General features: G+C 44.2%; 23 protein-coding genes. 11 read left to right on the forward strand and 12 right to left on the reverse strand.

The window, feature by feature from the left end:
• Window positions 1-339 precede the first annotated feature (339 nt).
• The 8 genes from RTJ53_RS08655 to RTJ53_RS08690 form a co-directional block, all read right to left on the reverse strand.
• On the reverse strand, window positions 340-2,421 hold the full coding sequence (locus RTJ53_RS08655) for a bifunctional 2',3'-cyclic-nucleotide 2'-phosphodiesterase/3'-nucleotidase (RefSeq protein ID WP_312276627.1): 2,082 nt from the start codon (window positions 2,419-2,421) through the stop codon (window positions 340-342).
• 206 nt (window positions 2,422-2,627) lie between these two features.
• Window positions 2,628-3,722, reverse strand: coding sequence for an SIP domain-containing protein (locus RTJ53_RS08660; RefSeq protein WP_312276628.1), 1,095 nt, complete (start codon window positions 3,720-3,722; stop codon window positions 2,628-2,630).
• Window positions 3,723-3,799: 77 nt separating this feature from the next.
• A complete protein-coding gene (locus RTJ53_RS08665) occupies window positions 3,800-5,932 on the reverse strand; it encodes a TonB-dependent siderophore receptor (RefSeq protein WP_312276629.1) in 2,133 nt (710 codons plus the stop codon).
• Window positions 5,933-6,070: 138 nt separating this feature from the next.
• A complete protein-coding gene (locus RTJ53_RS08670) occupies window positions 6,071-7,750 on the reverse strand; it encodes a multidrug ABC transporter permease/ATP-binding protein (RefSeq protein WP_312276630.1) in 1,680 nt (559 codons plus the stop codon).
• A gap of 110 nt (window positions 7,751-7,860) precedes the next feature.
• On the reverse strand, window positions 7,861-10,107 hold the full coding sequence (locus RTJ53_RS08675; RefSeq protein ID WP_312276631.1) for a TonB-dependent receptor: 2,247 nt from the start codon (window positions 10,105-10,107) through the stop codon (window positions 7,861-7,863).
• 105 nt (window positions 10,108-10,212) lie between these two features.
• Window positions 10,213-12,288, reverse strand: a complete 2,076-nt coding sequence (gene fhuB, locus RTJ53_RS08680; RefSeq protein ID WP_312276632.1) for a Fe(3+)-hydroxamate ABC transporter permease FhuB — start codon at window positions 12,286-12,288, stop codon at window positions 10,213-10,215.
• The gene (locus RTJ53_RS08685) at window positions 12,281-13,225 is read right to left on the reverse strand and encodes an ABC transporter substrate-binding protein (protein WP_312276633.1); all 945 of its coding nucleotides are present in this window, start codon (window positions 13,223-13,225) and stop codon (window positions 12,281-12,283) included. Before RTJ53_RS08685 ends, fhuB begins: the two co-directional genes overlap by 8 nt.
• A complete protein-coding gene (locus RTJ53_RS08690; RefSeq protein ID WP_128680341.1) occupies window positions 13,225-13,998 on the reverse strand; it encodes an ABC transporter ATP-binding protein in 774 nt (257 codons plus the stop codon). Before RTJ53_RS08690 ends, RTJ53_RS08685 begins: the two co-directional genes overlap by 1 nt.
• A gap of 171 nt (window positions 13,999-14,169) precedes the next feature.
• On the opposite strand from RTJ53_RS08690, the gene RTJ53_RS08695 reads away from it, so the two are divergent.
• Complete coding sequence (locus tag RTJ53_RS08695; RefSeq protein WP_312276634.1) at window positions 14,170-15,219, forward strand: energy transducer TonB family protein; 1,050 nt, start codon at window positions 14,170-14,172, stop codon at window positions 15,217-15,219.
• Between the two features lie 148 nt (window positions 15,220-15,367).
• Here the strand turns inward: RTJ53_RS08695 and RTJ53_RS08700 are convergent, their stop codons facing one another.
• The 4 genes from RTJ53_RS08700 to RTJ53_RS08715 form a co-directional block, all read right to left on the reverse strand.
• Window positions 15,368-16,003 (reverse strand): NAD(P)H-dependent oxidoreductase, encoded by a 636-nt coding sequence (locus RTJ53_RS08700; protein WP_007117265.1) that lies wholly within the window; start codon window positions 16,001-16,003, stop codon window positions 15,368-15,370.
• A gap of 46 nt (window positions 16,004-16,049) precedes the next feature.
• The gene (locus RTJ53_RS08705) at window positions 16,050-16,694 is read right to left on the reverse strand and encodes a glutathione S-transferase family protein (protein ID WP_312276635.1); all 645 of its coding nucleotides are present in this window, start codon (window positions 16,692-16,694) and stop codon (window positions 16,050-16,052) included.
• Window positions 16,691-17,107, reverse strand: a complete 417-nt coding sequence (locus RTJ53_RS08710; protein WP_312276636.1) for an Ohr family peroxiredoxin — start codon at window positions 17,105-17,107, stop codon at window positions 16,691-16,693. Before RTJ53_RS08710 ends, RTJ53_RS08705 begins: the two co-directional genes overlap by 4 nt.
• Window positions 17,108-17,389: 282 nt before the next feature.
• Window positions 17,390-17,854 (reverse strand): MarR family winged helix-turn-helix transcriptional regulator, encoded by a 465-nt coding sequence (locus tag RTJ53_RS08715; RefSeq protein ID WP_312276637.1) that lies wholly within the window; start codon window positions 17,852-17,854, stop codon window positions 17,390-17,392.
• A 223-nt stretch (window positions 17,855-18,077) separates the two neighbouring features.
• On the opposite strand from RTJ53_RS08715, the gene RTJ53_RS08720 reads away from it, so the two are divergent.
• The 10 genes from RTJ53_RS08720 to RTJ53_RS08765 all read left to right on the forward strand — a co-directional run bounded on the left by RTJ53_RS08720 (window position 18,078) and on the right by RTJ53_RS08765 (window position 24,823).
• Entirely contained in the window at window positions 18,078-18,536 is a 459-nt protein-coding gene (locus RTJ53_RS08720; RefSeq protein ID WP_312276638.1) for an NfeD family protein, read from the forward strand.
• 30 nt (window positions 18,537-18,566) lie between these two features.
• Window positions 18,567-19,439: an SPFH domain-containing protein gene (locus tag RTJ53_RS08725; RefSeq protein WP_062332668.1), complete on the forward strand. Its 873-nt coding sequence runs from the start codon at window positions 18,567-18,569 to the stop codon at window positions 19,437-19,439.
• Between the two features lie 107 nt (window positions 19,440-19,546).
• Window positions 19,547-20,017 carry a flavodoxin family protein gene (locus RTJ53_RS08730; protein WP_312276639.1) on the forward strand — a complete coding sequence of 157 codons (471 nt, stop codon included), beginning with the start codon at window positions 19,547-19,549 and terminating at the stop codon, window positions 20,015-20,017.
• Window positions 20,018-20,127: 110 nt separating this feature from the next.
• Window positions 20,128-21,561, forward strand: a complete 1,434-nt coding sequence (trhP, locus tag RTJ53_RS08735) for a prephenate-dependent tRNA uridine(34) hydroxylase TrhP (protein ID WP_159675790.1) — start codon at window positions 20,128-20,130, stop codon at window positions 21,559-21,561.
• A gap of 46 nt (window positions 21,562-21,607) precedes the next feature.
• The gene (locus RTJ53_RS08740) at window positions 21,608-22,027 is read left to right on the forward strand and encodes a hypothetical protein (RefSeq protein ID WP_312276640.1); all 420 of its coding nucleotides are present in this window, start codon (window positions 21,608-21,610) and stop codon (window positions 22,025-22,027) included.
• A 37-nt stretch (window positions 22,028-22,064) separates the two neighbouring features.
• Window positions 22,065-22,322: a YfhL family 4Fe-4S dicluster ferredoxin gene (locus tag RTJ53_RS08745; protein WP_007117256.1), complete on the forward strand. Its 258-nt coding sequence runs from the start codon at window positions 22,065-22,067 to the stop codon at window positions 22,320-22,322.
• A 127-nt stretch (window positions 22,323-22,449) separates the two neighbouring features.
• Window positions 22,450-22,992 (forward strand): hypothetical protein, encoded by a 543-nt coding sequence (locus RTJ53_RS08750; protein WP_312276641.1) that lies wholly within the window; start codon window positions 22,450-22,452, stop codon window positions 22,990-22,992.
• A gap of 89 nt (window positions 22,993-23,081) precedes the next feature.
• Window positions 23,082-23,657, forward strand: a complete 576-nt coding sequence (locus tag RTJ53_RS08755; protein WP_159768459.1) for a hydrolase — start codon at window positions 23,082-23,084, stop codon at window positions 23,655-23,657.
• Window positions 23,658-23,693: 36 nt separating this feature from the next.
• A complete protein-coding gene (locus RTJ53_RS08760; RefSeq protein ID WP_312276642.1) occupies window positions 23,694-24,281 on the forward strand; it encodes an HD domain-containing protein in 588 nt (195 codons plus the stop codon).
• Between the two features lie 17 nt (window positions 24,282-24,298).
• Window positions 24,299-24,823 (forward strand): hypothetical protein, encoded by a 525-nt coding sequence (locus RTJ53_RS08765; protein ID WP_312276643.1) that lies wholly within the window; start codon window positions 24,299-24,301, stop codon window positions 24,821-24,823.
• Window positions 24,824-24,896: the final 73 nt, after the last annotated feature.

The following is a 24,896-nucleotide window of genomic DNA, read 5'->3' on the forward strand; positions in this document are numbered from 1 at the left end:
TGTGGTTCGCCCATGTGAGAGTAGGTCATCGTCAGCTCCCTATTCCAAAACACCCCCCCTTACATCAGTAAGGGGGTGTTTTTTTGCTTTGTACTTTCTCAAGACGTTTTATATTTCGTATTGTCGGAAACCTAAAACGCTGAGACACTACCTTTATGAACACCAAACAACAAAACACAAGTGTCGTAAAATCCGGTATAAACGTAAGAAGGATGGCATGTCAAAGCTTATCCGCTGTACCTTTTGTTGTACCTTTTAAAGCTTAATAAAATAGAAAAAGAAAAAGTGTGGCAGTTGCCACACTTTTTAACGATAAATAAAATACAAGTTTTTTGGCGATTATTTTGATAAATCTATCGCATAATCTGCCAAGCCTTTATTTGAACCGTCGTCATTATTTACGACGCTAATATTGGTTAATCCTGCTTTTTGGGCAAAGTCAATTTTATTTGCACTCGATTTAAAGGTTACAGGACCCGCTGTTTTTACTTTGACAAACCGCCAGCTACGACTGCTACCATTATTGGTTAATGATAAATTCTTAGCCGCTTTGATGTAGTTAATCAGCACATCACGATTGGCATCAGGGGATTCGACTACATTGGTACTATTGATGCTGTAGTATTCCTTTAGACCTGATGCACGATAGTTATTGGTTGCGATGATAAATGGTGCGTTGTCTTCAATCGGCTTGCCTTTGTAGGTTAAGTTTTGGATACGGCTACCGATAGGTTTAGTCACATCAATCTCATATTGCACATCGGCTGAGGTAAACATATCAAAGTTATACCCAGGAAAAGTGCTGATTAACGCTTGGGGCGTAGTAAGGCTTGGGTTTATTTGATTAAAGCGTTTGGCAGAATTCTCTAGCCATTTTTTGATATCACTGCCTTTTATTTTTACTGCAAACACGGTATTTGGATACAGGTATAAATCAGCCGCATTGTTAATGGCGATATTGCCTTGAGCAACATCCGTATAATCTGAACCCCCTGCAAATCCGCTTTTAAATGGGGCACTCACCGATAAGACAGGGATATCTTTATATTGTGGCAAATTGGCGTTAATATAATCGCTGATATAATTGGCTTGTGCTTGGTTGACCACTTGAATCGCTGATACATCACCCACATCAGCAAAGTAAGAAGTCATTGAGAAATCGGATGTACCGATTGGGGTTTTGACATAATTAATAGTGGCATTATGTTCTGCTTGAATTAATTGAGCCACTCGCGCGTTAGCTGCGACAAAAGTTTTATCAGCATTTTGGATAGTACGCACTTCCACTTTGGTATTGTTTTTATTGACGACCCATTTTTGACCATCAAAGGTTAGATTCAATTTGATGACGCCTAACCCTTTACCCCAAAAGCTTGGCATGACTGCAGGGACGTTGTTTAACAAGCCATTAACTTTATCAATACCTGCTTGGTCTAGGCGGGTGTCTTTGCTACTAGCATCAGGAAATACTTGATGTGTGTGTCCCATCAAAATCGCATCAATACCTGCCACTTGCGATAGATGCCAACTGGCGTTTTCCATCGTTGGGCTGTATGGTGAGGTATCAATACCACCATGTGACAAGGCGACAATGACATCTGCACCTTCATTTTTCATTTGTGGCACATACTTTTCTGCCATTTCTTTTGCACCGGCGGTAGTGACTTTGCCGTCTAGCCATTTTTTGTCCCATTGCATAATACCGGGTGTGGTAAATCCAATGATACCAATTTTTAGCGGTACGGTAACTGTTTTACCATCTGGTGTGGTTGCCGTAAAGGTTTTGGTAATGATTTTATAAGGCTTAAACAGTGGCTGATTATTGCGAGCGCTAATGACATTGGATAAAACTAAGGGGAAGTTAGGTCCTTTACAAGCACTGGCACTTGCGGTTATGCCATCAACATTAAACTGACTGCCTGTAATTTGATTAAGATAGTTCAATCCATAGTTAAATTCATGGTTACCAATCGTACCTGCATCATATTTTAGGTCATTCATAACTTTATAAATGCCCAGTGTTTCGTCGCATTTGACAGGGTTCACCGTTGCTTGATAGTCACCTAAAGCACTACCTTGAATGGTATCACCGTTATCTAGCAAGATATTATTGGCAGATTCACTACGAGCGTTATCGATAAGCGTTGCAGTTCGCTCAAGCCCCAAACTTTTATCTTCTGTCAATTTGTAATAATCATAACTCATGACATTATTATGCAAATCTGACGTTTCAAGAATAGTAAAGTTAAGGTTCGTATTGGTAGCGATTTGCTGGGGTTTAGGGTCATTACTATCATTATCATTGTTATTACAAGCAACAAGTGACATGCTTGCTACAATCATGGATGTGGTGAGGCAAATGCGCTTGATTTGCATATTCTTAGAATGATGGGTTTTATAATGATGGGTCTTATAGTTCATGATCGCTCACTAAATTAGGCTCAAATAAGAGCGTTGATAAATTTGTGAAATATCATAGAAAGGTTGCGTGACAAAATGATGAATAAATAGGGGCTAATAAAATTCGCTGCCCGCTGCCTACCGTCAAGTGACCCTGCAAACAACCAATTGTTACGACCAAACACCCAAAGACGCATCTGATTGTCTGCCCAATTCCGAGATAGCCGTTAGCTTGCTCGCCAATACACTTTTAGTACGCTATTATCCCGACTTAACTGTAATAACTCATCCAATAGCGAACGCAGTTTTTTCGTTGTTGTCGCTTCAAGACCACCCCAGATGTGGTCAATTTTGTGAGGATGTTGTTGTAAAAAATCTTGTAGGGTCGTAAAAATCTGCGTATGGGGCAGTTGGTTATCATCCGCGACAATTGGCAACACCGTTGCAGGATACTGGGCTAAAACGTCTTCTAAATAAGCCAAATCTTGCTGGCTTTGCAAAAAGGTCAGTACAATCGGCGGTGTTGTCTGCTCGCTCATTGGCGACTGCTCTAACAGTCTGGCTACGGTCGGCAGTGAGGTTTCATCAGCGACTAATAGACTTTGTCCCTGTGGCTGATTAACATCGAGATGGTCGATTTTTTCGGGGAATTCTCGCTCACTGGTAAAAACATCGCCTGTTTTTAACGATTTTACCCAAGTTTCGCCAAGACTGATTTCGCCGTTTTTTTCTCCATGACAATAAATATCTATCCAAGCAAGATTTTGCGTTTCGCCGTTTTCATTGACGGTTTGCCATGCCTTGCGAAGCGTATAATAGCGGTATGGGCGGGGGTGTTTTTTTAGGTCGGTGGCGGGCAGTTTGACATCAAATAAAAACGCATAACCTGCCGGTAAATCGGATAAATCGCTATCGGTTTGCACTGTCAAACGATACATATGGTGACTAACCGCTTCCACGCTTTGCAGGCAAAATTGACGCTGCTTGATGTCAATGGTCTTTTTACCTCGTTTGCGGTCACTACGCTGCAATAAGGCGACATATTGGTCGTTAAATTTTTCAAGGGTTTGGGTCGGCTCACTAAATGCCAAAAGTTGATTGTCTAAGTGCGGCTCGTTTTGCGCAAATTGCAAATCCAAGAGCAAGCCTTGTTGATAGATTTGGCGTAAGGTCACATTTTGCAAGGTTTTTTGCTGAACCTTGGTTAAGTTTAGCAAGCCTAACGCCATGTGCTTCATATCATCGCTGTGGTCTTCGTTGATGTGATCGATGATGTCGGCAATTTCGGGGTCATCAAATAAAGTCAGATTTTCTGGGTGCATAGAATGTAATTTTTGTTAAAGGGCGATAAGGAAAGGACTTGGGGTAACAAGTCCTCTGTTTAGATTTATGAACATGATTAAAACTTCGCTGTTAAGCTAACACTGGCTTGTCGCTCAGCGCCCATCCAGCAATTATTGCGGTCATAACAACTACCCACGTAGGTTTTGTCAAACAAGTTACTGACAGTCAAGCCCACATCGAACGTGGGGTTAATTTGATAATTGCCAGCCAAATCCACCAAGGTGACGCTTGGTAAGGTATCTGAGTTTTCTCTATCAATCTGCATCCCAGCGATGTGGCGCACACCCACTTGCACCGCGGTTTTGGCGTTGGGTTTCATACTTGCCCACAGTGTGGCATTGTGCTTGGCAATTTGTTGCGGGGTATTTCCGACCAGTTGGGGATTAAACTCATCCTTGGTGATTTCAGCATCGACATAACCATAGCCGACACCCACATTCAGCCAATCGTTGAAACGATGATCGGCAGAAATTTCAAAACCTTTTGATTTAGTTTCACCTGTTTGGGTTTGTTTGGTCCAGTCGATGGCAGTGACCTTGTCATTTTTGCGCGTGATATCGTAGGCAGATAGCGTGGCTTTGGTGGCTTTATCCGCTGAGCTGTATTTTATGCCGACTTCAACTTGGTTGGCGGTGGTGGGTTTAAAGGCTTCACCTGTAATATAGTTGACGCCCAATAATGGTTGAAATGACTGAGCGTAGCTGACATAGGGAGCAAACCCATTGTCAAGTTGATACAGGGCTGACAATCGCCCGGATGTTTGGTTGGCTTCGTTGACGGTGGTTTTTGCATTACTACCTGTGGCAGTGGTTTTGGTGGTGCTTTTATAGTCATCATGGCGTAACCCTGCGACCACAGTAAGCTTGTTCCATTGCATTTCATCTTGTAGATAAACGCCGAATTGACTTTGCTCAATATCATCGGTTTGTTGATAGCCTGTCAAACTAAGGGCAGTTTTGCTAAATAAATCATAATCAGGATCGCTTAAATCGATGATGGGTATGTCATTGTACATGGCATCTGCGTACTTAGCGGTGCTGTCAGTTTTTTGATAGTCCACACCCAATAATAAATTGTGTGAGGCATTATCGGTAATCAGACTATAAGCCAGTTGGTTATCGGTTGCCCAGTTGGTCATTTTTTCATCGGTCGTGTAGGCCGTGCGTATAAGCTGGCTGTCTGAGCCCTCGCTAAAGCCTTGATGGTAGGTGTTTTTTTGTTGGGCATCGGCATCGGTGTAACGCAAGGTATGTTTAAAGGTTAACAAATCATTGATTTTCCAGTTGATGGTCTCGCTTGGCATAAAGACTTTTTTACTAAAATCATTCCATTTATCGCCTGCGTAGGCATCCGCGTCTAGCTTACCATAACTGGCTTTATACACTGTGCCAACACTTGGTAGTGGGGTAGAAGGGACTTGATGAGGGTCATCTTGATAATACAAATTGGCAAGCACCGAGATATTGTTGCTCGGTTTGTATTCGATAGAGGGATTAAGTAGCACCCGTTTTTCTTCGGTCGTTTGCATTTGTCCGTCTTTTTCACGGGCTAATGCCACCATGCGATAATTGGTGGTATCGTTAATAGGACCTGTGCTGTCAATGGCGATTTCTTTAAGATTATTGGTGCCTGCGCGTAGTCTGATTTCGTTTTCGGGGGTGTTTTTTGGGGTCTTGGCGATTTGATTGACCATACCACCCGGCTCATTATAGCCGTACAGTGACGAAGCAGGTCCCTTGAGTACTTCCACGGCTTCGGTGGCATAAGCATCGACTTGGGGCATTAAATTCCAAGTTCCATCATACGGCAGCCGCATGCCGTCATAAAAGTTGGAATAATTCTTAAAACCACGCAGGGTATATTCATCAAAAATTCCAACTGTCCCACGACTTTCGCTACTGACACCTGGCTCATAACGCAGCGCACTCGCGACACTGTCTGCTTGGCGTTGCTGCAATGTCTCTTGCTCAATACGAGAATAACTCATGGGGGTTTTTTCGGGGTCAAGGGCGGTCTTGGTAGCGGTGGTGCGGTAAGCATCACTACGAATGACCAAGGTATCTAATGTGGTTTCAGGTGCATCTTCGCTATTGGCTGCAACGTCTGCCAGCACTTGACTGGTAAAAACATGGCTGATACCCACCGCTAAACTAGCACGTATTGCTACTGATAAAAAAGATAAACGCATAAGTGACTCCGCCACAATAAATAATTACAGAAATTTACAGTATGGTAAAATTAATGAAAATAATAACAATAATTATTCTCATTTGCAATTACATTTAATCCGCTTTTACGAGGTTTTAGAGCAGTCCATGTCGACTGTTTAATGCCCGCCAATCACTGTAATGGCATCTAGACTGGCTTTTTCGCGTTGCAAACCGGTCAGCTCGCTGAGTTCGCCATTTTTCATCATCAACAATCTATTAGCCTTTTCAAAATAGCTGTCATCATGACTAATAATAAAAAGCGTTTTGCCCATTTTTTGCAACATGGGAATAATAGTGTGATAAAACACACGGCGATAGGCAGGGTCTTGGTCGGCAGCCCATTCATCAAGCAGTAAAATAGACTTTTCTTCGGCGACAGCAAGCAGCATGGCAAGGCGTTTGCGCTGCCCCTGCGAAAGTTCGGTGGCGCTAAGTTGGTTATCGGTGACGCTGACTTTTTCTTTGATGGCTAAGATATCAAGCCAATTGTCGATTAACTCGGCGTTGGGCGCATTTTGCGCGCTTCCCATCACAGTTTTAAACAGATAAAAATCGCTATAAATCGCTGAAAATAACTGGCGATAATGGGGGTAATGTTCTGAGGCGACAGGCTGATTATCGATAAAAATACCGGTGTTTTCCGCAAATTTAGGCTGATATAACCCTGTGATGAGCTTGGCAAGTGTAGATTTTCCGCTACCATTGGCGCCAATTAAGAACACCACTTCGCCCCGTTTTAAAGTAAAGTTGATATGTTTTAAGCCAAAATTTGCGCTATTGTCATAGTGATAATTTATATTTTTAAAAGTAATGACTTGCCAATTTGGGGTTAAAATTTGGGTATCAAAATCGGGGCTATAGTCGGCAAGCTGTAATGATTGTATTTTTTCCAAGGCAACTTTAGCCGTTTGCACGGTGGGAAATGCCCCAATCGCCATCAGTAGAGGCGACTGGATAAATAATACGGTGAGGGCAAACGTAGTCGCGGTGGCCGCATCCACCCAGTGATAAATATTGGCTAGGGCATAAATCACCCCAATTACGGCAAACATCATAATATTTGACCAGCTTACAGCTGATAAATGAAAAGTATCGGCTTTGACAATATGGCTGAAATAGTCGCTTGCGTGGCGTTGATAATCATGGGTAAATAGACGGTTGGCACGTTCACGATTTAAGGCAAGTTCTTTTCGTCCATCAATCACCGCTTGATAATCTTGATACAGTGCATCATTGATATTTCGTAATGTGGCTAAATGGGCATACACATGACCCACAAGTTTACTGCTGATAAAAATGGTCAGCGTAATACACCCCATGACCACAAGCAGCATTGGCAGAGATAAAAACCCCAAATAAACCGCAGTCGCTGTGCAGATAATCACCCCTTGTACCAGCTCAGGCAAGCGTACAAACGCCACGGTAATCGACTGCACATCGGTAGTTAAGCTGGCTAACAGCTTGGCACTACCGATTTTTTCGACTTGGGCGATTGAAGTGTCTAAGATACGTTTTATCAGTTGCGAACGCAATTCAAACACAAAGCGATGCCCTAACTTAGTCAAGGCAAGCTGTGACATAAACGTTGTCGCTAATAAACCCATAATCGCTACCAAAAATACCGCTAATATCTGCCAACTGCCTAAGAGGTTATTATCAGTGCCGACTGCTACGATTAAAAAACGGTTAATAAAGGCGATAATAGCGACATTCACCAAGGCATTAAGCAGATTGAGCAAGATGACTTTGATAAAGGCAAAGCGGTGCTGTTGCCAGATGAGGGTCATAAGGGGCATGATAGTGGGGAACATGTATTTCCTGTTTAGCTTTTATTTTTTAGGCAGTCTCAAATAAAAATCGGACAAAGCAAGCTTCATCCGATGGCAAACGTTAACGATGTGTCAAATTAAAAATCAAAGGTCGCTGACAGCTTCAATGTGCGTGGCTCACCTAAGGTAAGATAGCCTGCACCGTTGTCACCTGCCGTATTTTCATAACCGCCTACCGATGACCAGTAGTCTTTATCGGTGACGTTAGCAATCACCCCTTTGAGCGTGACTGCTTTACCCGCAAGTTGGGTTTTATATCTCGCGCCCAAATCCACAGTGGTATAGCCATCGACTGTTAGGGTGTTGGCATCATTGGCGTAACGTTTGCCGGTATGGATGACATCGCCTGTTAAGGTTAAGCCATCTACTTGGGGTAAGTCATATTCTAGCCCTAGATTTAACAGGTTTTTCGCTGCACCGATAACTTGCTTCCCTTCAGTGGCATCGCTACCGGTGTCTTTTTGTTGGGTATCAAGGAAGGTCACGCCGCCTAGCACTCGCATATTGGCGGTGGGTTGTCCATATACATTGAGCTCAATGCCTTTATGTTGGTTTTTGCCATGCGCTTCAAAGGTGGTATCAACGGTAGTATAACGCGGCTTGTTGGTTTGAAAAACGGTGAGACCTGCACCGATAACGCCACGGTCGTATTTCACGCCGATTTCGCTTTGTTTGGTGACGTACGGTGACATGGCTTGACCTGCATTGGTCAGCTCAGTTGCTACGCCATCAATGGTGGTGGTGAGAGGGGCAGTTTCGCCTTTGCTGAGGCTTTGCATATAGTTAGCAAAGACTGACCATTCATCGCTTGGGCGATATAATAGGGCAAACGCAGGCGTGGTTTTACTTTCTTTATATTTACCATTGCTGGCTTGGGTGGTGGGGTCAAAACTTTCGTCTTCAATGGTTTGGTGTCTTGCCCCCAAAGTCACTTGAAGTTTATCATCCATGAAGGCTAGGGTGTCTGCCAATGCCACACTGGTGAGCGTGGTTTCGCCTGTCTTGGTAGGATGGTCGATATCGCCACCTGCCAACGCCGCCGCTGACCAGCTGGGTTTGGCGTACGAGGTTGGGTGATATAAATTGGTCGTCAGCGTGTTTTGCCAATCAAATTGATAAGGCGCTTTTGTCTGTGCTTTATAGATATTGCCAGACACTACCCAGTTATGGTTGATTTTGCCTGAGGTCAGTTTACCACGGATACCGATTTCGCCTGTGTTGATGTCGTCCTCACGAGCATTGTCAAAGCGGTAGGTGGTGCCATCACCATTTAGATTGGTGACCGTCAAATTAGCAAGCGAGTTTTCTTCCTCGCCATGACGAAAGCCATATGCGCCATACGCAGTCAAATTTGGGCTAAGGTCATATTCAGCCCGTAATGTGCCAAACACATCTTTTTCATTTGAATAACTCCACGGTTGCGACCAGTTGCTTTTGGCATCAGCGGCATTGGGTACACGGGTCAAACCTGACAAGGTGACATTGGTGCGTGTTTTTTGCAGCTCGTTATTTTGATAGCCCAAATCTGCCGATAACCGCATGTTATCTTGGCGATAATCTAAACCCAAACCGACCAAACCCAATTTGGATTTTTCATTATCGATTGCTGTACCGCCGTCTTGATAGGCGACATTGGCACGCACACCATACGCTTGATTTGCGCCAAACCGTTGTCCCACGTCTATGGCAATTTTACCATTTTCGGCATTTTCGCTGCTGATAGTGACTTTACGAATCGGCGTTTGAGTGGCACGCTTTGGCAGCAAATTGACTGTGCCCCCTTTATTACTACCCCCGGGTGCCATGCCAGTTAGGAAGGTACTAGCGCCACGTTGTACTTCGACCCGCTCAAATAGCTCGCTTGCGATAGATTGACGGGGCATAATGCCGTATAAGCCGTTCATCATGGTATCGTCAGAGTTGGTGACAAATCCGCGAATGAGATAAGCTTCTTGAAAGTTACCAAAGCCACGAGCCACACGCACCGTTGAATCTTTTTTTAGGATATCGCCAACAGAATCCGCTTGTTTATTTAAAATAAAGTCATTGGTATAGGCTGTGGTCGAAAAAGGCGTTTCCATGGTCGATTTATTACCCAAAATACCGATACGGCTACCTGTGGCGACTTGCCCACCTTGATAGGCGGGCGGCAAACCAGTTTTTGACGCATCTGCACTTGCAGTAACCACGATTTCATCGAGTAGGGTTTCTGTGGCAGCATCCGTGGTATTTGCTTCTTCTGCCATCGCCGCGGTTGATAATAAGCCAATCGTACTTGCTGCCAAAGACGAACGCACGGCTAAAGATAATAGGGATAAACGCATATTCAATCACTCAAAAGACAATGGATAAAACATTGTTGCGAATGATAACAATTATTATTTCTATTTACAATAAATAATGATAGCGTAACCAAAGAAGTTATCTGTTTAATTTTTCATACCTTTCATCAACCATAAAAAATATAAACCGCCTACGATGGAAGCGATTGTGCCAGCAGGTATTTCATAGGGAAAAATCGCGTAACGTCCCACCCAATCAGCAATCAACATCAATCCTGCGCCCAGTAGCGCTGATAAGGCTAATTGATGAGGCAACTGCACCGCCCCGAGTGTCTTGGCTAAATGCGGCGTCATCAATCCAATAAAACTTAGCGGTCCAACCGCCAGTGTCGAAACAGTGCTTAACACTGCTACAAGAATAAAAATCAGTATTTCGCTACGTTTTACTGATACGCCCAAACTGCGAGCCATCGTTTCATCTAGGCTAATCACCCTAAGCGGCTTTAGTAGCAAAAAACTGAGCAAAAATAACACTGCACCAATGACCATTAATGCCCACGCCGTCACACGATAAGCATGATATGTGGTACCCGATAGCCAATTAAGCATCGCTTGTAAGCGAGGATCGCCTGACAGTTTGATTAAAGTTAAAATACCGCCCATCAATGCAGAAATCGCCACACCCACGAGTAACAAATAGCTTGAGGATAGCCGACGAGCAAGCCACAAAACCAACAGTAACACCAAACCCGCACCTAACAGCCCGCCCAATAAAGGCAATCCCAATGCCCAAAAAGAATCGGTTGCCAGTCCCAGTGTGCCTAGTATCACTGGACTGAGCACGAACACCAATACTACTCCCAATGCTGCACCTGAACTGATGCCCATCACTTCAGGACTTGCCATCGGATTTCGAGTCAAGTTTTGTAATAGCACCCCTGCCGTAGCCAGCATCAGACCTGTTGCCATTGCCGATAAGGTACGCGGCAGGCGAAAACTCTCGATAAAACTTGCCTCGGTATGCCACCCAAAACTGCCCATCGCATCAGGGGAAACACCTAATACGCCTACCGTCACAAGCAGCAACAACCCGACCGCAACCACCCAAAAACCGCCACCAAAATATCGGCGTTTGCCGACCAGCAGGCTAGGGCTTTGTTCGACAATCATGGGCTGTTTACTTTGTCGAATGACCAACCAAATAATCAACCCGGCACCTAATATTCCTGTGACCGACCCCACAGGCAGCGTTATATTAAGTAATGGTTTGAACCAGGGCGACAGCAGCATCACAACGTTATTAGTGAGCCACAACAGCATCGCCCCAAACGTAAATCCTGCCATTAAGCGTTGCCCAATCGGGCGAATCGCTACTACATTAACGACACTTGCCGCAGCCAAGCCGACAAAACTTAAAACGCCCACGCGGCTTACCACGCTTGCAGTGACTACCGCAACAAGGGTTACTACCATCATACGCACAGCAGCCACAGGCACGCCCAAGGCTTTGGCTTGGCGTTCATCAAGGCTCATGATGGTTAAAGGTTTGACCAAAAATAACAAGATAACGGGCAGGACTAGGCTTATTAGCACAAAAAACTGGCTATTTTGCCAACTGGTTTGGGTTAAGTTACCGCTTTCCCATGCCATGACGCCCATAACCCTTTCTGAGAAAAAAATCATCAACAGTGAGGATATAGCAGAAAACAAAATATTGACCACCAAACCACCCAAAATGAGCACCACAGGATTCATACGACTGTTGGCAGCAATCGCAAACACCAAGCCCATACTCAGCAATGCGCCAACAAATGCCACCCAAAAGCTACCATACAAGCCAAAACTGGGAAAAAACAGCGTCACAATTAATAAAGCCAATTGTGCACCTGTCCCTACCGCAAGCGTACTATCTGAAGCAAGGGTATTTTTGACCAATTGCTGTAGCAAGACACTGACTACGCCTAGCAATCCCCCGGCAAATATCGCCACTAACATAGTCGGCAAAATTTGTAACTGCGCCACCATTTGCGCTAAGCTTAGCGACTGTGAACGGGCAAATAATAACCCCAATGAATCATGCCAAGTGGTTTTAAGAACTAAAGCTGTGGTTATTAAAACCAGCGACATTAAGCCACTAAAAAGCACACAGGCAGGGGCATTAAAGGGCTTGGTAATTCGCTGGTTATCTCGCTGATTATGTTGAAGCCTAGTTTTATTACCCATGCGCCTTGCCTCCTAACCAATGAGCCTGATTTAATCGCTCGCCAAATACCACCATAGAAGACACACCGCCATACAGCCAAATCGGCGGTAATACTGCCATACAGCGACTATTTTTAGCCCTTGCGCCATAGCCTAGCCGCTGCCACAGCAAATTTTTGGCTAATTCTTGACGTAGCATGGGGCTAAACGGCTCAACCACTACCAAACAGGTATCATCATCAAGTTTTGCCAAATCACTCAATGCCAGCGAATTAAATCCCCAAAGATTGCCTTTGCCCATCTGATCCTCAAGGGTAATCAAATTTAACCCCATCACCTCAAATGTCGGTCGAAACAAGCTATTGTTGGTATAAATCCGCAAATTATTGCTATCGGCAAACTGCACCACCGCAATTTTTTTGATGTGGGGATACTTCTGGCGAAATGTCGCACCAAGCTCGCCAAGCTGTTTTTTTGACTGGGTTAAAAATTGCTGGGCGCGTTGCGGCTGATGAATAATTTCACCTAGCTGAAGTGTCGGTTCAGCATAGTCCTGCCAAGTCGCTATCGCGTTTTTTGACATAAAACTCACCGACTTATGGGGCGTCTTGCCGTAAGCAGGTCTTAGGTGGGCATAAAAATCATTATCAATAATCACGATATTGTTAGAAGGTGAGATGAGTTGGGCAAGCCGTTCAAAGTTTGGGGTGAATCGCTCCCCAATATCGATGATATCGCTTGGTAGCGAGGGCGTGCCCACCCATTCACGGTAACTTTTGGTATCGCCTGTGGCAATCGGTGGATAGCCTAGGGCAGTGAGTGTCGAAGCCACCGCCCAATCAGGGGTGATGACTTTGACGCTGTGAGCATCTGCGGGCGGTGCTTCAAACTTTAAAGCCCCCTGAGGCTGGCAAGCTGTCAAAAAAAACAAAACAATCAACAAGCAAAAAGCTCTCATCACACCACCGCCACTTTATTACCGGTGACTGGGTGACTTAATAAATGCAAATTGATACCAAAAATCTGGTCAAGCACTTGCGGTTGCATGGTACTGGCGATATCACCAACATGACAAAGCTTGCCGTTTTTTAACGCAATAAACTCATCACAAAACTGTGCCGCAAGATTAATATCGTGAATAATAATCACAATCGCCTTGTTTTTCTGCCTTGCCAAATCACGAATGAGACGCAGTATTTCAACTTGATAGACGATATCGAGCGGGGCAAGTGGCTCATCAAGTAGCAGATAGGGCGTATCTTGGGCGATACACATGGCAAGCCACGCCCTGGCGCGCTCTCCCCCAGATAGCGTCGCCACTGATTGCTCGGCAAACGGCGTGACTTGGGTCAGCGCCATTGCTTCGCGCACCTTAGTATGGTCTTGTGGCGTAGGCTTTTGTAGCCATTTTTGATAAGGGTATCGCCCTAACATCACCAGTTCGGCAACCGTAAATTGACTAGCATCAGGCAATTTTTGCGGTAAATAGGCGACTTGTTGGGCGAAGGTTTTTGGCGGTAAATCAAAGATTGATTTGTCAGCAAAATCCTGTAATAAAATCTGTCCGCTAGTGGGGGTGGTTTCCCCTGCCAAAGCTTTAATTAAGGTCGATTTGCCCGAGCCGTTATGCCCAATTAAGGCGTAGATTTTTCCCTTATCAATGGTGACATTGATGTTGTGTAAAAGGGTTTTTTGTTGGCGCATGACGGTAAGCGATTGGGTGGTTAACATGATTTGCCCAAGGTAAAAGTTTTAAAATAGCAAATCATAGCATTGATGATAATAATTATCATTAATTTTTATAAATAAGAATTAATATCATTTAAGATATTGATAACGATTCTCATTCACACTATAATACAGCGATTTCAAGACTTTCCTTAATCATACAGCCCTATAACTATGCCTATCCAACCTCACGCTAACTTTAGTCAAGCCCATTTCTCAAACGATATTAGCGCCATATTCGATAAAAAGTCGGGCACGTTGGCACTGATTGGCGTATTGAGCTTACACGGTATCGTAGCGATTAGCTTGGCAAATATGGCAACGCCTAATATCAAACCGCCCAATGTCACGCCACCGTTAGAAATTAGCTTTATCGCGCCACCACCTGCGGCAGACAAGCCTAAAGAGATGGCGGTAACAGCCGAGCCAAAACCGATAAAACAACTACCTAAGCCCGTCGAAAAGCCAACAGAAAAGCCCATAGAAAAAGTGGAAGAAAAACCAGAAGAAAAGCCGATAGAAAAACCCATCAGCAAGCCTATTGAGAAAACAGTCGAAAAACCGATTGCTAAAAAACCTGTAGAACAACCGATTAAACCGTTACCCGAACTGTCGAAACCAGCAGACAATCCGATCGTTAAGCCGCCACAAGTTGACCAAGACATTGTCATGGCAAGGCAACTAGCCCTCGCCAATGAGCGAGCCGAACAACCGCAAAAACAACAATTTGAGCGCCAACAAGCACTTGCCAGACAGCAAGACTTAAAACAACAACAAGAATTGGAACGGCAACAAGAATTGGAGCGCAAACAAGCAGAAATAGATCGTCAAAAAGCGCTAGCTGATGCCAAAGCCAGACAAGCAGATGAAGCTAGGGCGAAAGCTGAAAAGGCAAGACAAGAACAAGCCGACAAGGATAAAGAAGCCGAGCAAGCTCAAAATAATTCACCTGTGAGCTTTTCGGCAGGGCAAGCAAGTTGGCGACGGCAACCTAGCTTTAGCTGTCATAGTGAAGACCTGGAAAACGGCGCATTGACGGCTATTATTCGCTACACAGTGGACAAACAAGGCAATCCAACCAGCGTCACTTTAGCCAAATCGACCGGCAATGTCAGAGTCGATAGACAACTGTCTATGCAAGCTAAAAGCGGCAAATTTAACCCCTTTACCAAAAATGGCGTACCTGTGGTGGGTATTGTCAACCTACCGGTTCGCTGTCAATAAAGATGATTATTAAAAAAATCCGTTTATCATGAAATTTATCCCCGTACAAATTGCTTTAACCAACATCACTTGCCCGGTGTAGATATAAAAAACCCTCTAAATAAGCTATTTAGAGGGTTTTTCTTAGAGGTTTTTGCTAGCTGATGAATTAATTGTATTCAATAACAAAATCTTCAGTAGCTACGCGTACTTTTGCCATAGGCGCAATCCAATCACGTGCTGGATCTGAAACACCCACGTACATGATTACGATACTTTTTAGCCCCAATTTCTCTAAACCTAATACCTCGTCAATCAGCTTAGGATCAAAGCCTTCGGCAGGGCAACTGTCTACTTTAAGCTCTGCTGCTTGTGCCAACGCAAGTCCCAAGCCAATGTAAGCTTGGCGAGCGATATGTTCAAAGTTTTCGTCTGCGCTTTTTTTAGCCACACTTGCTTTGAGCATGGAAGTATAACTATCAAAACGTCCTCTAGGCAAGCCACGCTCATCTGTGGTCATGTCATACACGGTATCAATTTTTTCGGCGCTATAATCCTGCCAACCTGCAAAAACAAGCACGTGAGAACATTCTTTCATACAGTCAGGATTGAGCGCACCGGCCACTAGCTGCGCCTTGATGGCTTGGTTTTTGACCACGATAACTTTAAAGGGCTGCAATCCCGATGAGGTGGGCGCCAGTCGGGCGGCTTCGATGATTTTGTCGATATTTTCTTGACTCACGCTTTGGTTTGGATCAAAGGCTTTGACGGCATGGCGCCATTGTAAATTCTCAATCAGTGACATGAAATGTTCCTAATATAGTAGTGATAAAGTAATATAGTGATAAAGATTATTGCCCAAGTTTTTCAAGCTCGATTTTGCCAATTTTAGCATTGGCTTTTAGATAGCTTGGGTGGCTTTCAACTTGCTCAACAAAACGGTGAATGTGTGGGAACTGGTCTTTTGGCAGATCAGCGAGCGCAGCTTGTAGCGGAAAGCTCATCAAAATATCTGCCCCTGTCAATGTATTACCAACAAACCAAGCGTTGCCACTTTTGGCTTGCTCAGCCAAATGCTGCTCGACATAACCTAGCTGTAAACCCACTTGGCTTTGACAAAATTCAGAAAACTTATCCCCTGCGTACATGTTGGCAATTAAGGCAAAAGCTAAAGAGCCTTCAGCATAGTGTATCCATTGTAGGTAATCAGTATAATCTGCGGTATTGATGGCAGGTTTTAATTTGCCTTGCCCATACCTGTCAATCAGGTATTCAACAATCGCGCCACTTTCAGCGATGGTTGTCAATTCGCCAGTGTCGTCGTCCGTAATGATGGGGGCTTTACCAAGCGGATGGATTTGCTTTAGGTCTTCAGGGGCTAGCTTGGTTTGGCTGTCGCGCTCAAAAATCACTGCTTTGTAAGCCACCCCCAATTCTTCAAGCAGCCAAGCGATGCGCTGCGAGCGAGACTGGTTTAGGGTATATAGGGTAATCATGCCACGACCTTGGTATGAAGGCGTACGTCAACATTGCCACGCACGGCATTGGAATACGGGCAGACTTTGTCCGTCGTTTCAACCAAGTCTTTCGCTTGTTCTTCGCTGACGCCGCTAAGTTCAATATACAAATCGATGTCAAGCGCATAACCACCTTGGCTATTCATGCCCAGTCCCACAACCGCTGAGGTTTTTGAGCTGACGCCTTCTAGCTTCATCCGCTGTGCCACATGAGTCAAGGCATTGTCAAAACAAGCGGCATAACCCATGGCAAATAATTTTTCTGGGTTGACGCCTGTACTATTTTGCTCAGGGGTTTGTAAATCAAAGCCCAGTGAACCATCTTCTAGTGCAACATGACCTGAGCGGCCACCGGTTGAAATCGCGGTTGGGGTTTTATAAAAAATTTTCATAAGAGTACCTTATTTTGAATTGTTAAATTGCATGAATGAATGAAAAAATCGGCGATAAACGTTACAACATTCGCCACAGTATTTAGGTTTTAATATTTAAGTTTTAAAAAATTATATTTTACACAATATAATTTTCAGTGCCTAGACACTGTAATCAAATTCTCACACGCTGCATACAAACTAATAACAAATCACTAAAAATGCTAAATCTAACGATACCCTAACAAGACGCATGATAATAGATAAGACATAGGCAGATAGCACTTAACGCTAAAAATTTGTTTAATGGTTTTTGGGTGATATATTGTGGGTACACACCTCTGTATGAGTCGGGCAGAGTTTTTGCGCCACTTGCTGTAGCAGATCTATAGCTTCGTCATCTAACTGCATGGCAGCCAACATAGCCCCAGGAATGGACGCAGCTTGAACTTTTAAGGCATCCCCTTTGGCAGTGAGCGATATTTGTACCACCCGTTCGTCTTGGGTGGCACGCTCACGGTGCACAAAGCCTTTGCTTTCAAGACGCTTTAATAAAGGAGTAAGTGTGCCGGTATCAAGGTCTAAAAAATCGCCCAATGAGCCGACGGTTTGTGGACTTTTTTCCCATAGCACCAGCATGACAAGGTACTGTGGATAGGTCAAATCCAAGGCTTTTAGCAGGGGACGATAGTGGTTAGTGATACTTTTTGACAGTGAATAAATGGGAAAACATAACTGGTTACTAAGTTTGAGGGCATCAAGGCTCATCGTATTTTTTGGGACTCTAGAGATGAAAGGGTCATTGACCACTATAGGAAAAAAGGCATCTTTGTGCAATCATTAACCACAATTAGCGGTCTGTACGGTCAAGCAGTTGATAGCCGATGATGGTGCATAATGTGACAAAGATGGCGGGTTAAATGACGGCATTTGTTTTTAAATTCATAATCTTGCATAATGGGTTTGGTATAGTAAAAATCAAGGTGGGGATATGCTAATTGAGCCTTGGCACTGGCTGATTTTGGGGTTAGTGCTGATTATTCTTGAACTATTCTTGACCAGTTTTGTGAGTTTATCGATTGGCGTGGCGGCGATTGTGGTGGCCGCTTTGTCATGGATATTACCGTTTAGCTGGTTTTTTTGGCTGATGGTATGGCTGATACTATCGGTGATTTTTACTATCATTGGTTTTAAATTTATCAAGCCGTATATGCAAAATCGTACCACAGCAGGATTGGGTTCGGGGGTTATCATCGGGGAAACAGGCATGATTATTCAAAGTCCGCAAGCAGATAAATTGGGCAAGATTCGTTTTAGTGTACCAATTTTTGGGGCGGATGAGTGGGTGTGTCGTAGCTATCAAAGCGCACCGCTGGCAGTTGGCGATAGAGCCATTGTGGTGGATGTCATTGGAAATGAGTTGCTTGTAGAGTCCACCAAGCATCAATAGGCATTAATAGGCATCAATAAAGGAATTGTTATGGAAGCGTTGAGCGGTATTGGTATTTTTTTGGTCGCCTTTGTGCTATTTACCCTTTATAAAGGGGTGAAAATCGTACCACAAGGGTTTAAATGGATTGTACAGCGTTTGGGAAAATACCATCAGACCTTAGAGCCTGGGTTGAATTTTATCATTCCTTATGTTGATAACGTGGCGTATAAAGTGACTACCAAAGACATAGTGCTAGATATTCCATCGCAAGAGGTAATCACCCGTGATAACGTCGTGATTATCGCCAATGCGGTGGCTTATATCAATATCGTGCATCCAGAGCGCGCCGTATATGGTATTGAGAATTACGAGCAAGGCATTCGTAATTTGGTACAAACCTCACTGCGTTCTATCATTGGTGATATGGATTTTGACAGTGCGTTATCATCGCGTGACCAAATTAAAGCCGCGCTAAAAATGTCAATTTCTGACGATATTGCCGATTGGGGCATTACCCTAAAAACCGTGGAAATTCAAGATATTAGCCCATCATCCACCATGCAAATGGCGATGGAAGAACAGGCGGCTGCGGAGCGTCAACGCCGTGCTACAGTGACCAAAGCGGATGGGCAACGCCAAGCGGCGATTGCAGAAGCCGATGGACGTCTTGAGGCGTCACGGCGTGATGCCGAAGCGCAAGTGGTACTGGCGCGAGGCAGTGAACAATCAATTCGCTTGATCAGTGAAGCGGTGGGCGAGCGCGAGATTCCGCTGCTATATCTACTAGGTGAGCAGTACATCAAAGCCATGACTGATATGTCAAAATCACCGAATGCCAAAACCGTGGTACTGCCTGCCGATATCTTAAATACAGTACGCGGTATGATGGGGGAAGTGGGCGATAAAATTCACCGTCCTTGATATTTGGCGTGACTCACCTGCGGATTAAACCGCTGACTGAAACCGCATCACCTTGCGGTTTTTTATTCGCCAAAATTGGGTAATCATGAAATTTTAGGATATACAATATGCGTGAAATGAAAAATTTACTATTGGTATTACATACCCCATCAGATAATACCCAGCGATTAGCAGAAGTTGCAAAATCCGCCACACAGCTAGCGGATATTGATAACGTCACTGTGATTGTTAAAACACCCTTACAAACCCAAGTGGAAGATGTGTTAAAAGCGGATGCCATTATCATTGGCACGACCGAAAATTTTGGTTATATGGCGGGACTGACCAAGGATTTTTTTGAGCGAATTTATTACCCGGTGCTTGAGCAAAAACAAGGACTGCCTGTGGCGTGTTATATCCGTGCTGGGCTTGACGGTACAGGTAGCAAGCGCGCGGTAGAGAGTATCATTACGGGATTGCGTTGGCGCTGGATACAACCGCCCTTGATATTAAAAGGTGAATGGTCAAGTGCATTTGATGAGCAAGTCGCTGAGCTGACCATGGCAGTCTGTGCGGGTTTATCGTTGAATATTTTATAACCGCTTTAGCATGATTTCCGAGTAAATTACTCAAGTTTTTTTCCGCGTGATTATCAAATTTGTTATAATATCAACAATTTCACATTGTATGACACGCTGTAAGGATAGTTATGACCCGTAAGCCTGAACTTTTATGCCCTGCTGGCACTTTTCGTAATATGCAATATGCGTTTGCCTATGGCGCAGATGCCGTCTATGCGGGACAAGCACGCTATAGCTTGCGGGTGCGCAATAATGATTTTGATGAGGAAAATCTTGCCAAAGGGATTGCCTACGCCCATTCACTGGGCAAGCAATTTTATGTCGTGGTCAATATCCAAGCGCATAATGCCAAGCTTAAAACCTTTATCGAAGACATCCGCCCTGTGATTGAAATGAAACCCGATGCGCTGATTATGTCAGATGCTGGGATGATTATGATGGTGCGTGAAGCCTTTCCAGAGCAGGTAATTCACCTATCGGTGCAGGCGAACGCGGTGAACTGGGCAACGGTCAAGTTTTGGAAACAAATGGGCGTCAGCCGCGTGATTTTGTCCCGAGAATTATCACTCAAAGAAATCGAGCAAATCATCGCTGAAGTGCCCGATATGGAAATTGAGGTATTTGTGCATGGGGCACTTTGTATGGCCTATTCGGGTCGTTGCTTGCTCTCTGGCTATATCAATAAACGTGATGCTAACCAAGGCACTTGTACCAATGCCTGTCGCTGGTCATACAACACCTATAAAGCAGAAGAAAACGAAACGGGCGATATCGTGCCCACGCAGCCTATCAGCCAACCTATCAATAGCCCCGAAGTTTTTGTTCCTACTCAAGCCACGCAAGAAGATGCCATTCAAACTATCAATCTAAATGGTGATGTGGTGATGGGCGATGACTATGTACAGCAGCCATCGGATGAAGTGGTACTGATTGAAGAACAAGGTCGCCCAGGCGAATTGATGGCGATGTTTGAAGATGAACATGGCACCTATATTATGAATTCTAAAGACTTACGTGCCGTTGAGCTAGTGCCTGAGCTAACCCAGATGGGGGTGCACTCACTCAAAATCGAAGGCCGTACCAAGTCGCATTATTACGTGGCGCGCACCGCGCAAGTGTACCGCCAAGCGATTGATGATGCCGCCGCTGGTAAGCCATTTGATACAGGCTTAATCACCGCACTCGATGGGCTCGCCAATCGCGGCTATACCGAAGGCTTTTTACGTCGCCACGTACATAGTGATTACCAAAACTATGAATATGGGTCATCAAAAACCGATCATCAGCAGTTTGTTGCCGAGATTAGCGACATTACTCCAACGCGCTTAACCTTGGTAATTAAGAATAAATTGATGGTGGGTGATACCATCGAAATCATGACGCCGCAAGGTAATTTGAGCTACCCACTCAAAGAAATGTGGAATAAACAAGGTGAGCCGATTGATGGCGCTTTAGGCTCTGGCTGGGTGTGTCAAATTGCCAATCCGTTTAAAGAGATGCAAGATGATGTGTTGCAATTTGCGCTAATCATGAAAAGTGTCAGTGAGCCAATTTTTACCTAAGTTGGTCTTGTTGTCGCGGTATCAGGCATTAGGTTAAGGAATTTTTGTGGTTCACTCATACCGGCAAAATAAATCAGACACCATTTCAACGATTGTTGAAGCGGTGAATGTTGAAGCATTGCAGGATGCCCTAGCACTTCGCCGTAATGTGTTTATCCAAGGATATTTATCACAGGATTTTAAAACCATTGAGACGACTTTGGCGGACAACTTTCGGTTCGTTAACGGTAAAGCAATCCACACTCGCGACAGCTGGCATGAGATTTTACACAGCTTATGGCAATCTCGAGACTGGCAGTCTCAACCGCTATTGCCTGACCGTGTTCGCTATCACTTTTTCTCACTCACCGAATGTATGATCACTTTGTATTATAAGCATGAACCGACGGCAAATGTCATGCAGGAATTGTGGATGCAAGATGACAATGTATGGCGCCTAAGTGCGGTGTCAATCGTTAATCGCTAAAGGTGTTAATCGCTAAAGGTAAAACAGACTACAAGACATGGCACTAAAAATCACTTCCGACTGTATCAATTGCGACATTTGTGAGCCCGAATGCCCAAATGAAGCCATTAGCTACGACAATAAAGTACAAAAAACTTACGTCATCAATCCTGACTTGTGCACCGAATGCATCGGGTTCTATGATGAGCCAACCTGTGACAAAGTCTGTCCGATTGATTGCATCATCAAAGACGATGAGCGCCCTGAATCACCCGAACAGCTGCTTGCAAAATATAAGCAAATTTGGCAAAAATAATACTAACAAAAAGTTGCGGTAAATGTTGCCAAAACATTTTACTATAAGTTAATCAATTTTTTTTGAAGTGATTACTGGCATTTTTTATCAAACAACAACTTTCAAAGTGACATTTAAAGTGACATTCATGGTTAAAAAAAATAACAAAGCGACTGAGCCTCAAGCACAACAATCGAAGCGCTCAGCACAGCCTCGCAAACAAAAAAATACAGCTAAAAAGCGTCACGTTGTCGCGAAACTCATTGGCGTCGGTGTGACAGCCACAGCGGCAACGGGCGTAACTGCTGTCCTAGGCAGTTATGGCGCATGGCAATATGCCAAGCAGCAATATAGGGCGCGCCGTTTATATACCCCTGCATTTAGCGGGGTTGTCACCAATCAGCATTTTAAAGGTAAGGTGCACAAGGTCGGTGAGTATTTGACCTTTGTCACCGATGGTGCTACCTATGCGCTCAATGACCCATTACTGCGTATCCAATCACTGTATCAGTCCAATAAAACACCTACTGACAATCAAGCCAGTCATCAAACCAAGCTTATGGATCAGGTGCATTGTGATGACGTCACTATTGTTGCGGAACTCAGTGAAAAAGGACATTATGGCTATTTAGGGCATTTAGACTATCAGTTAACTGTGGTCGACACCGCAGATGATGCCATGAATTTTTAATGGCGTTGTTTAATAGAGTATAGTATAGCATTCGTGACATACGAATGATTGTAACCACCCAAGTTGAACCATCATCAAAGGAGCTGAAGATGACAACAAAATTTATCCCAAAACCCTATCGTATCGAGCGCAATGACTGCCAAGCCATGCTGATTGATATACAAGAAAAACTTGCGCCCCATATTGCCGAACATCGAAAATTACTCAAAAAAACAGCGATTTTGATTCAAGGTCTACAAGCGCTCAATATTCCCATTATGGTTAATGAGCAATATCCCAAAGGACTAGGGCATACTTTGCCAGAGTTGACGCAGTTACTATCTGAAAAAAATACGCCAGTGTTTGAAAAAACAACCTTTAGCGCCTGTGATACGCCAACTTCTTGGCATCATATCGCCCAGCAAAATCGCAACAATGTGATTTTATTTGGCACAGAAACTCATGTCTGTGTCATGCAGACGGCGTTAGACTTACTCGATAACGGTATGCAGCCCATCATTATCACCGATGCGGTGGGCTCGCGAGACCTGTATGACCGTAAAATTGCGATTCGTCGTATGCGCCGTGCCGGTGCGGTCGTCACCACCACTGAAGCAATTTTATTTGAGCTGTGTCGTAGCTCAGAAGACCCAGCGTTTAAAACGATTTCAGCGCTAGTCAAGTGAATACGACTCAGACCATGCAGGATTAAGAGGTATTTGATGCAACCACTTATTGATTATCTGTTGGCATTGGATGCCTTAAAATCAGTCAACCGCCGCAACTATACCACCCAACTGTCTAAAGAAACGCCACGACGTCTTGAAAATTCAGCTGAGCATTCATGGCATTTGGCGATGGCGTGTTGGGCAGTTGCGCAGCATTTCAAACTGGATGTCAATCATGAAAAACTGCTCAAACTGGCACTGGTCCATGACTTGGGCGAAATTGAGGCGGGTGACACATTCTTATATGCTGATAAACGCTCACAGGCGCATGTTGATGAGCGTATCGGCGTTGAAAAACTGGCAGCGATGATGGGCAACCCCGTTTCAGAATTGTTAACGCTGTGGGATGAGCAAGAAACAGGTCATAGTGCTGAAAGCAAACTACTTAAAGTAGTGGATAGGCTATTGCCCTTTATGCTCAATATGGTGACAGATGGCGGTGCATGGACAGACCATCAAGTCAAACGCTCCCAAGTCAAAGCCGCCCAAGCATTTATCAGACAGGATTTTCCCATCATTCACGACTGGATAACCGAGCAAATTGCCATTGCGGTACAACAGGGTTGGTTGATTGAAGATTAAATGCTGCAGGTGGTCATATGATTAAAAAATTAGCGATTGCTTTAGGATTGGTTTTAGGTCTTATGGGTATTACCCATGCAGAAGTTTACAAGCTAGACCCAAAATCAATCCAATGCTATCTTTTTAGCCACGATAAATTACAGCAAATACTCGCTTGCAATATGACAGCCACCGCTGCCACGGGCAAAGTTTGGTGGACGAAGCGAAATTTTAAGCTAGCCAATGGCAAAACTATCAAAACATTTGCCAAAGACACCCAGCGTAAATACCTATCCAAAACGGATAAAATTTTGATGCCTTTTACTTCAGAGATAAACAGGGGTGATGACCAAATTAGCATCGCCACCATTAACGATCAACCTGCAATTCGTCAAAACCGCTGGCTAAAAGATTACCGTGTGATGAATTGGGAAGAATTTTGGGGAAATCATACTGAATTATTGCCTAATCAAATGACAGACAGGTTGGCGTGTTTACAATTAGAGAATAAGTCCTTCGAGATTTGCACGCCATACAACCACAATGATTTTCGTACCGATTAAGCCAAATAAAAAACTAAGCCAAATAAAAAAACGTGCTGCTGTGGCACGTTTTTTTAACTCGCTATTTTTAAAA

Source organism: Moraxella sp. CTOTU46711 (assembly GCF_031975715.1).
Classification (GTDB): domain Bacteria; phylum Pseudomonadota; class Gammaproteobacteria; order Pseudomonadales; family Moraxellaceae; genus Faucicola.

Coding starts and splice junctions, on each gene's coding strand:
- RTJ53_RS08705 (WP_312276635.1), bottom strand. CDS start 16,694: ATGATTACCCTATATACCCTAAACCAGTCTCGCTCGCAGCGCATCGCT.
- fhuB (WP_312276632.1), bottom strand. CDS start 12,288: ATGGGTAATAAAACTAGGCTTCAACATAATCAGCGAGATAACCAGCGA.
- RTJ53_RS08730 (WP_312276639.1), top strand. CDS start 19,547: ATGCGTGAAATGAAAAATTTACTATTGGTATTACATACCCCATCAGAT.
- RTJ53_RS08760 (WP_312276642.1), top strand. CDS start 23,694: ATGCAACCACTTATTGATTATCTGTTGGCATTGGATGCCTTAAAATCA.
- RTJ53_RS08660 (WP_312276628.1), bottom strand. CDS start 3,722: ATGCACCCAGAAAATCTGACTTTATTTGATGACCCCGAAATTGCCGAC.
- RTJ53_RS08685 (WP_312276633.1), bottom strand. CDS start 13,225: ATGAGAGCTTTTTGCTTGTTGATTGTTTTGTTTTTTTTGACAGCTTGC.
- RTJ53_RS08755 (WP_159768459.1), top strand. CDS start 23,082: ATGACAACAAAATTTATCCCAAAACCCTATCGTATCGAGCGCAATGAC.
- RTJ53_RS08765 (WP_312276643.1), top strand. CDS start 24,299: ATGATTAAAAAATTAGCGATTGCTTTAGGATTGGTTTTAGGTCTTATG.
- RTJ53_RS08665 (WP_312276629.1), bottom strand. CDS start 5,932: ATGCGTTTATCTTTTTTATCAGTAGCAATACGTGCTAGTTTAGCGGTG.
- RTJ53_RS08655 (WP_312276627.1), bottom strand. CDS start 2,421: ATGAACTATAAGACCCATCATTATAAAACCCATCATTCTAAGAATATG.
- RTJ53_RS08720 (WP_312276638.1), top strand. CDS start 18,078: ATGCTAATTGAGCCTTGGCACTGGCTGATTTTGGGGTTAGTGCTGATT.
- RTJ53_RS08745 (WP_007117256.1), top strand. CDS start 22,065: ATGGCACTAAAAATCACTTCCGACTGTATCAATTGCGACATTTGTGAG.
- RTJ53_RS08690 (WP_128680341.1), bottom strand. CDS start 13,998: ATGTTAACCACCCAATCGCTTACCGTCATGCGCCAACAAAAAACCCTT.
- trhP (WP_159675790.1), top strand. CDS start 20,128: ATGACCCGTAAGCCTGAACTTTTATGCCCTGCTGGCACTTTTCGTAAT.
- RTJ53_RS08675 (WP_312276631.1), bottom strand. CDS start 10,107: ATGCGTTTATCCCTATTATCTTTAGCCGTGCGTTCGTCTTTGGCAGCA.
- RTJ53_RS08710 (WP_312276636.1), bottom strand. CDS start 17,107: ATGAAAATTTTTTATAAAACCCCAACCGCGATTTCAACCGGTGGCCGC.
- RTJ53_RS08725 (WP_062332668.1), top strand. CDS start 18,567: ATGGAAGCGTTGAGCGGTATTGGTATTTTTTTGGTCGCCTTTGTGCTA.
- RTJ53_RS08750 (WP_312276641.1), top strand. CDS start 22,450: ATGGTTAAAAAAAATAACAAAGCGACTGAGCCTCAAGCACAACAATCG.
- RTJ53_RS08715 (WP_312276637.1), bottom strand. CDS start 17,854: ATGAGCCTTGATGCCCTCAAACTTAGTAACCAGTTATGTTTTCCCATT.
- RTJ53_RS08700 (WP_007117265.1), bottom strand. CDS start 16,003: ATGTCACTGATTGAGAATTTACAATGGCGCCATGCCGTCAAAGCCTTT.
- RTJ53_RS08670 (WP_312276630.1), bottom strand. CDS start 7,750: ATGCCCCTTATGACCCTCATCTGGCAACAGCACCGCTTTGCCTTTATC.
- RTJ53_RS08695 (WP_312276634.1), top strand. CDS start 14,170: ATGCCTATCCAACCTCACGCTAACTTTAGTCAAGCCCATTTCTCAAAC.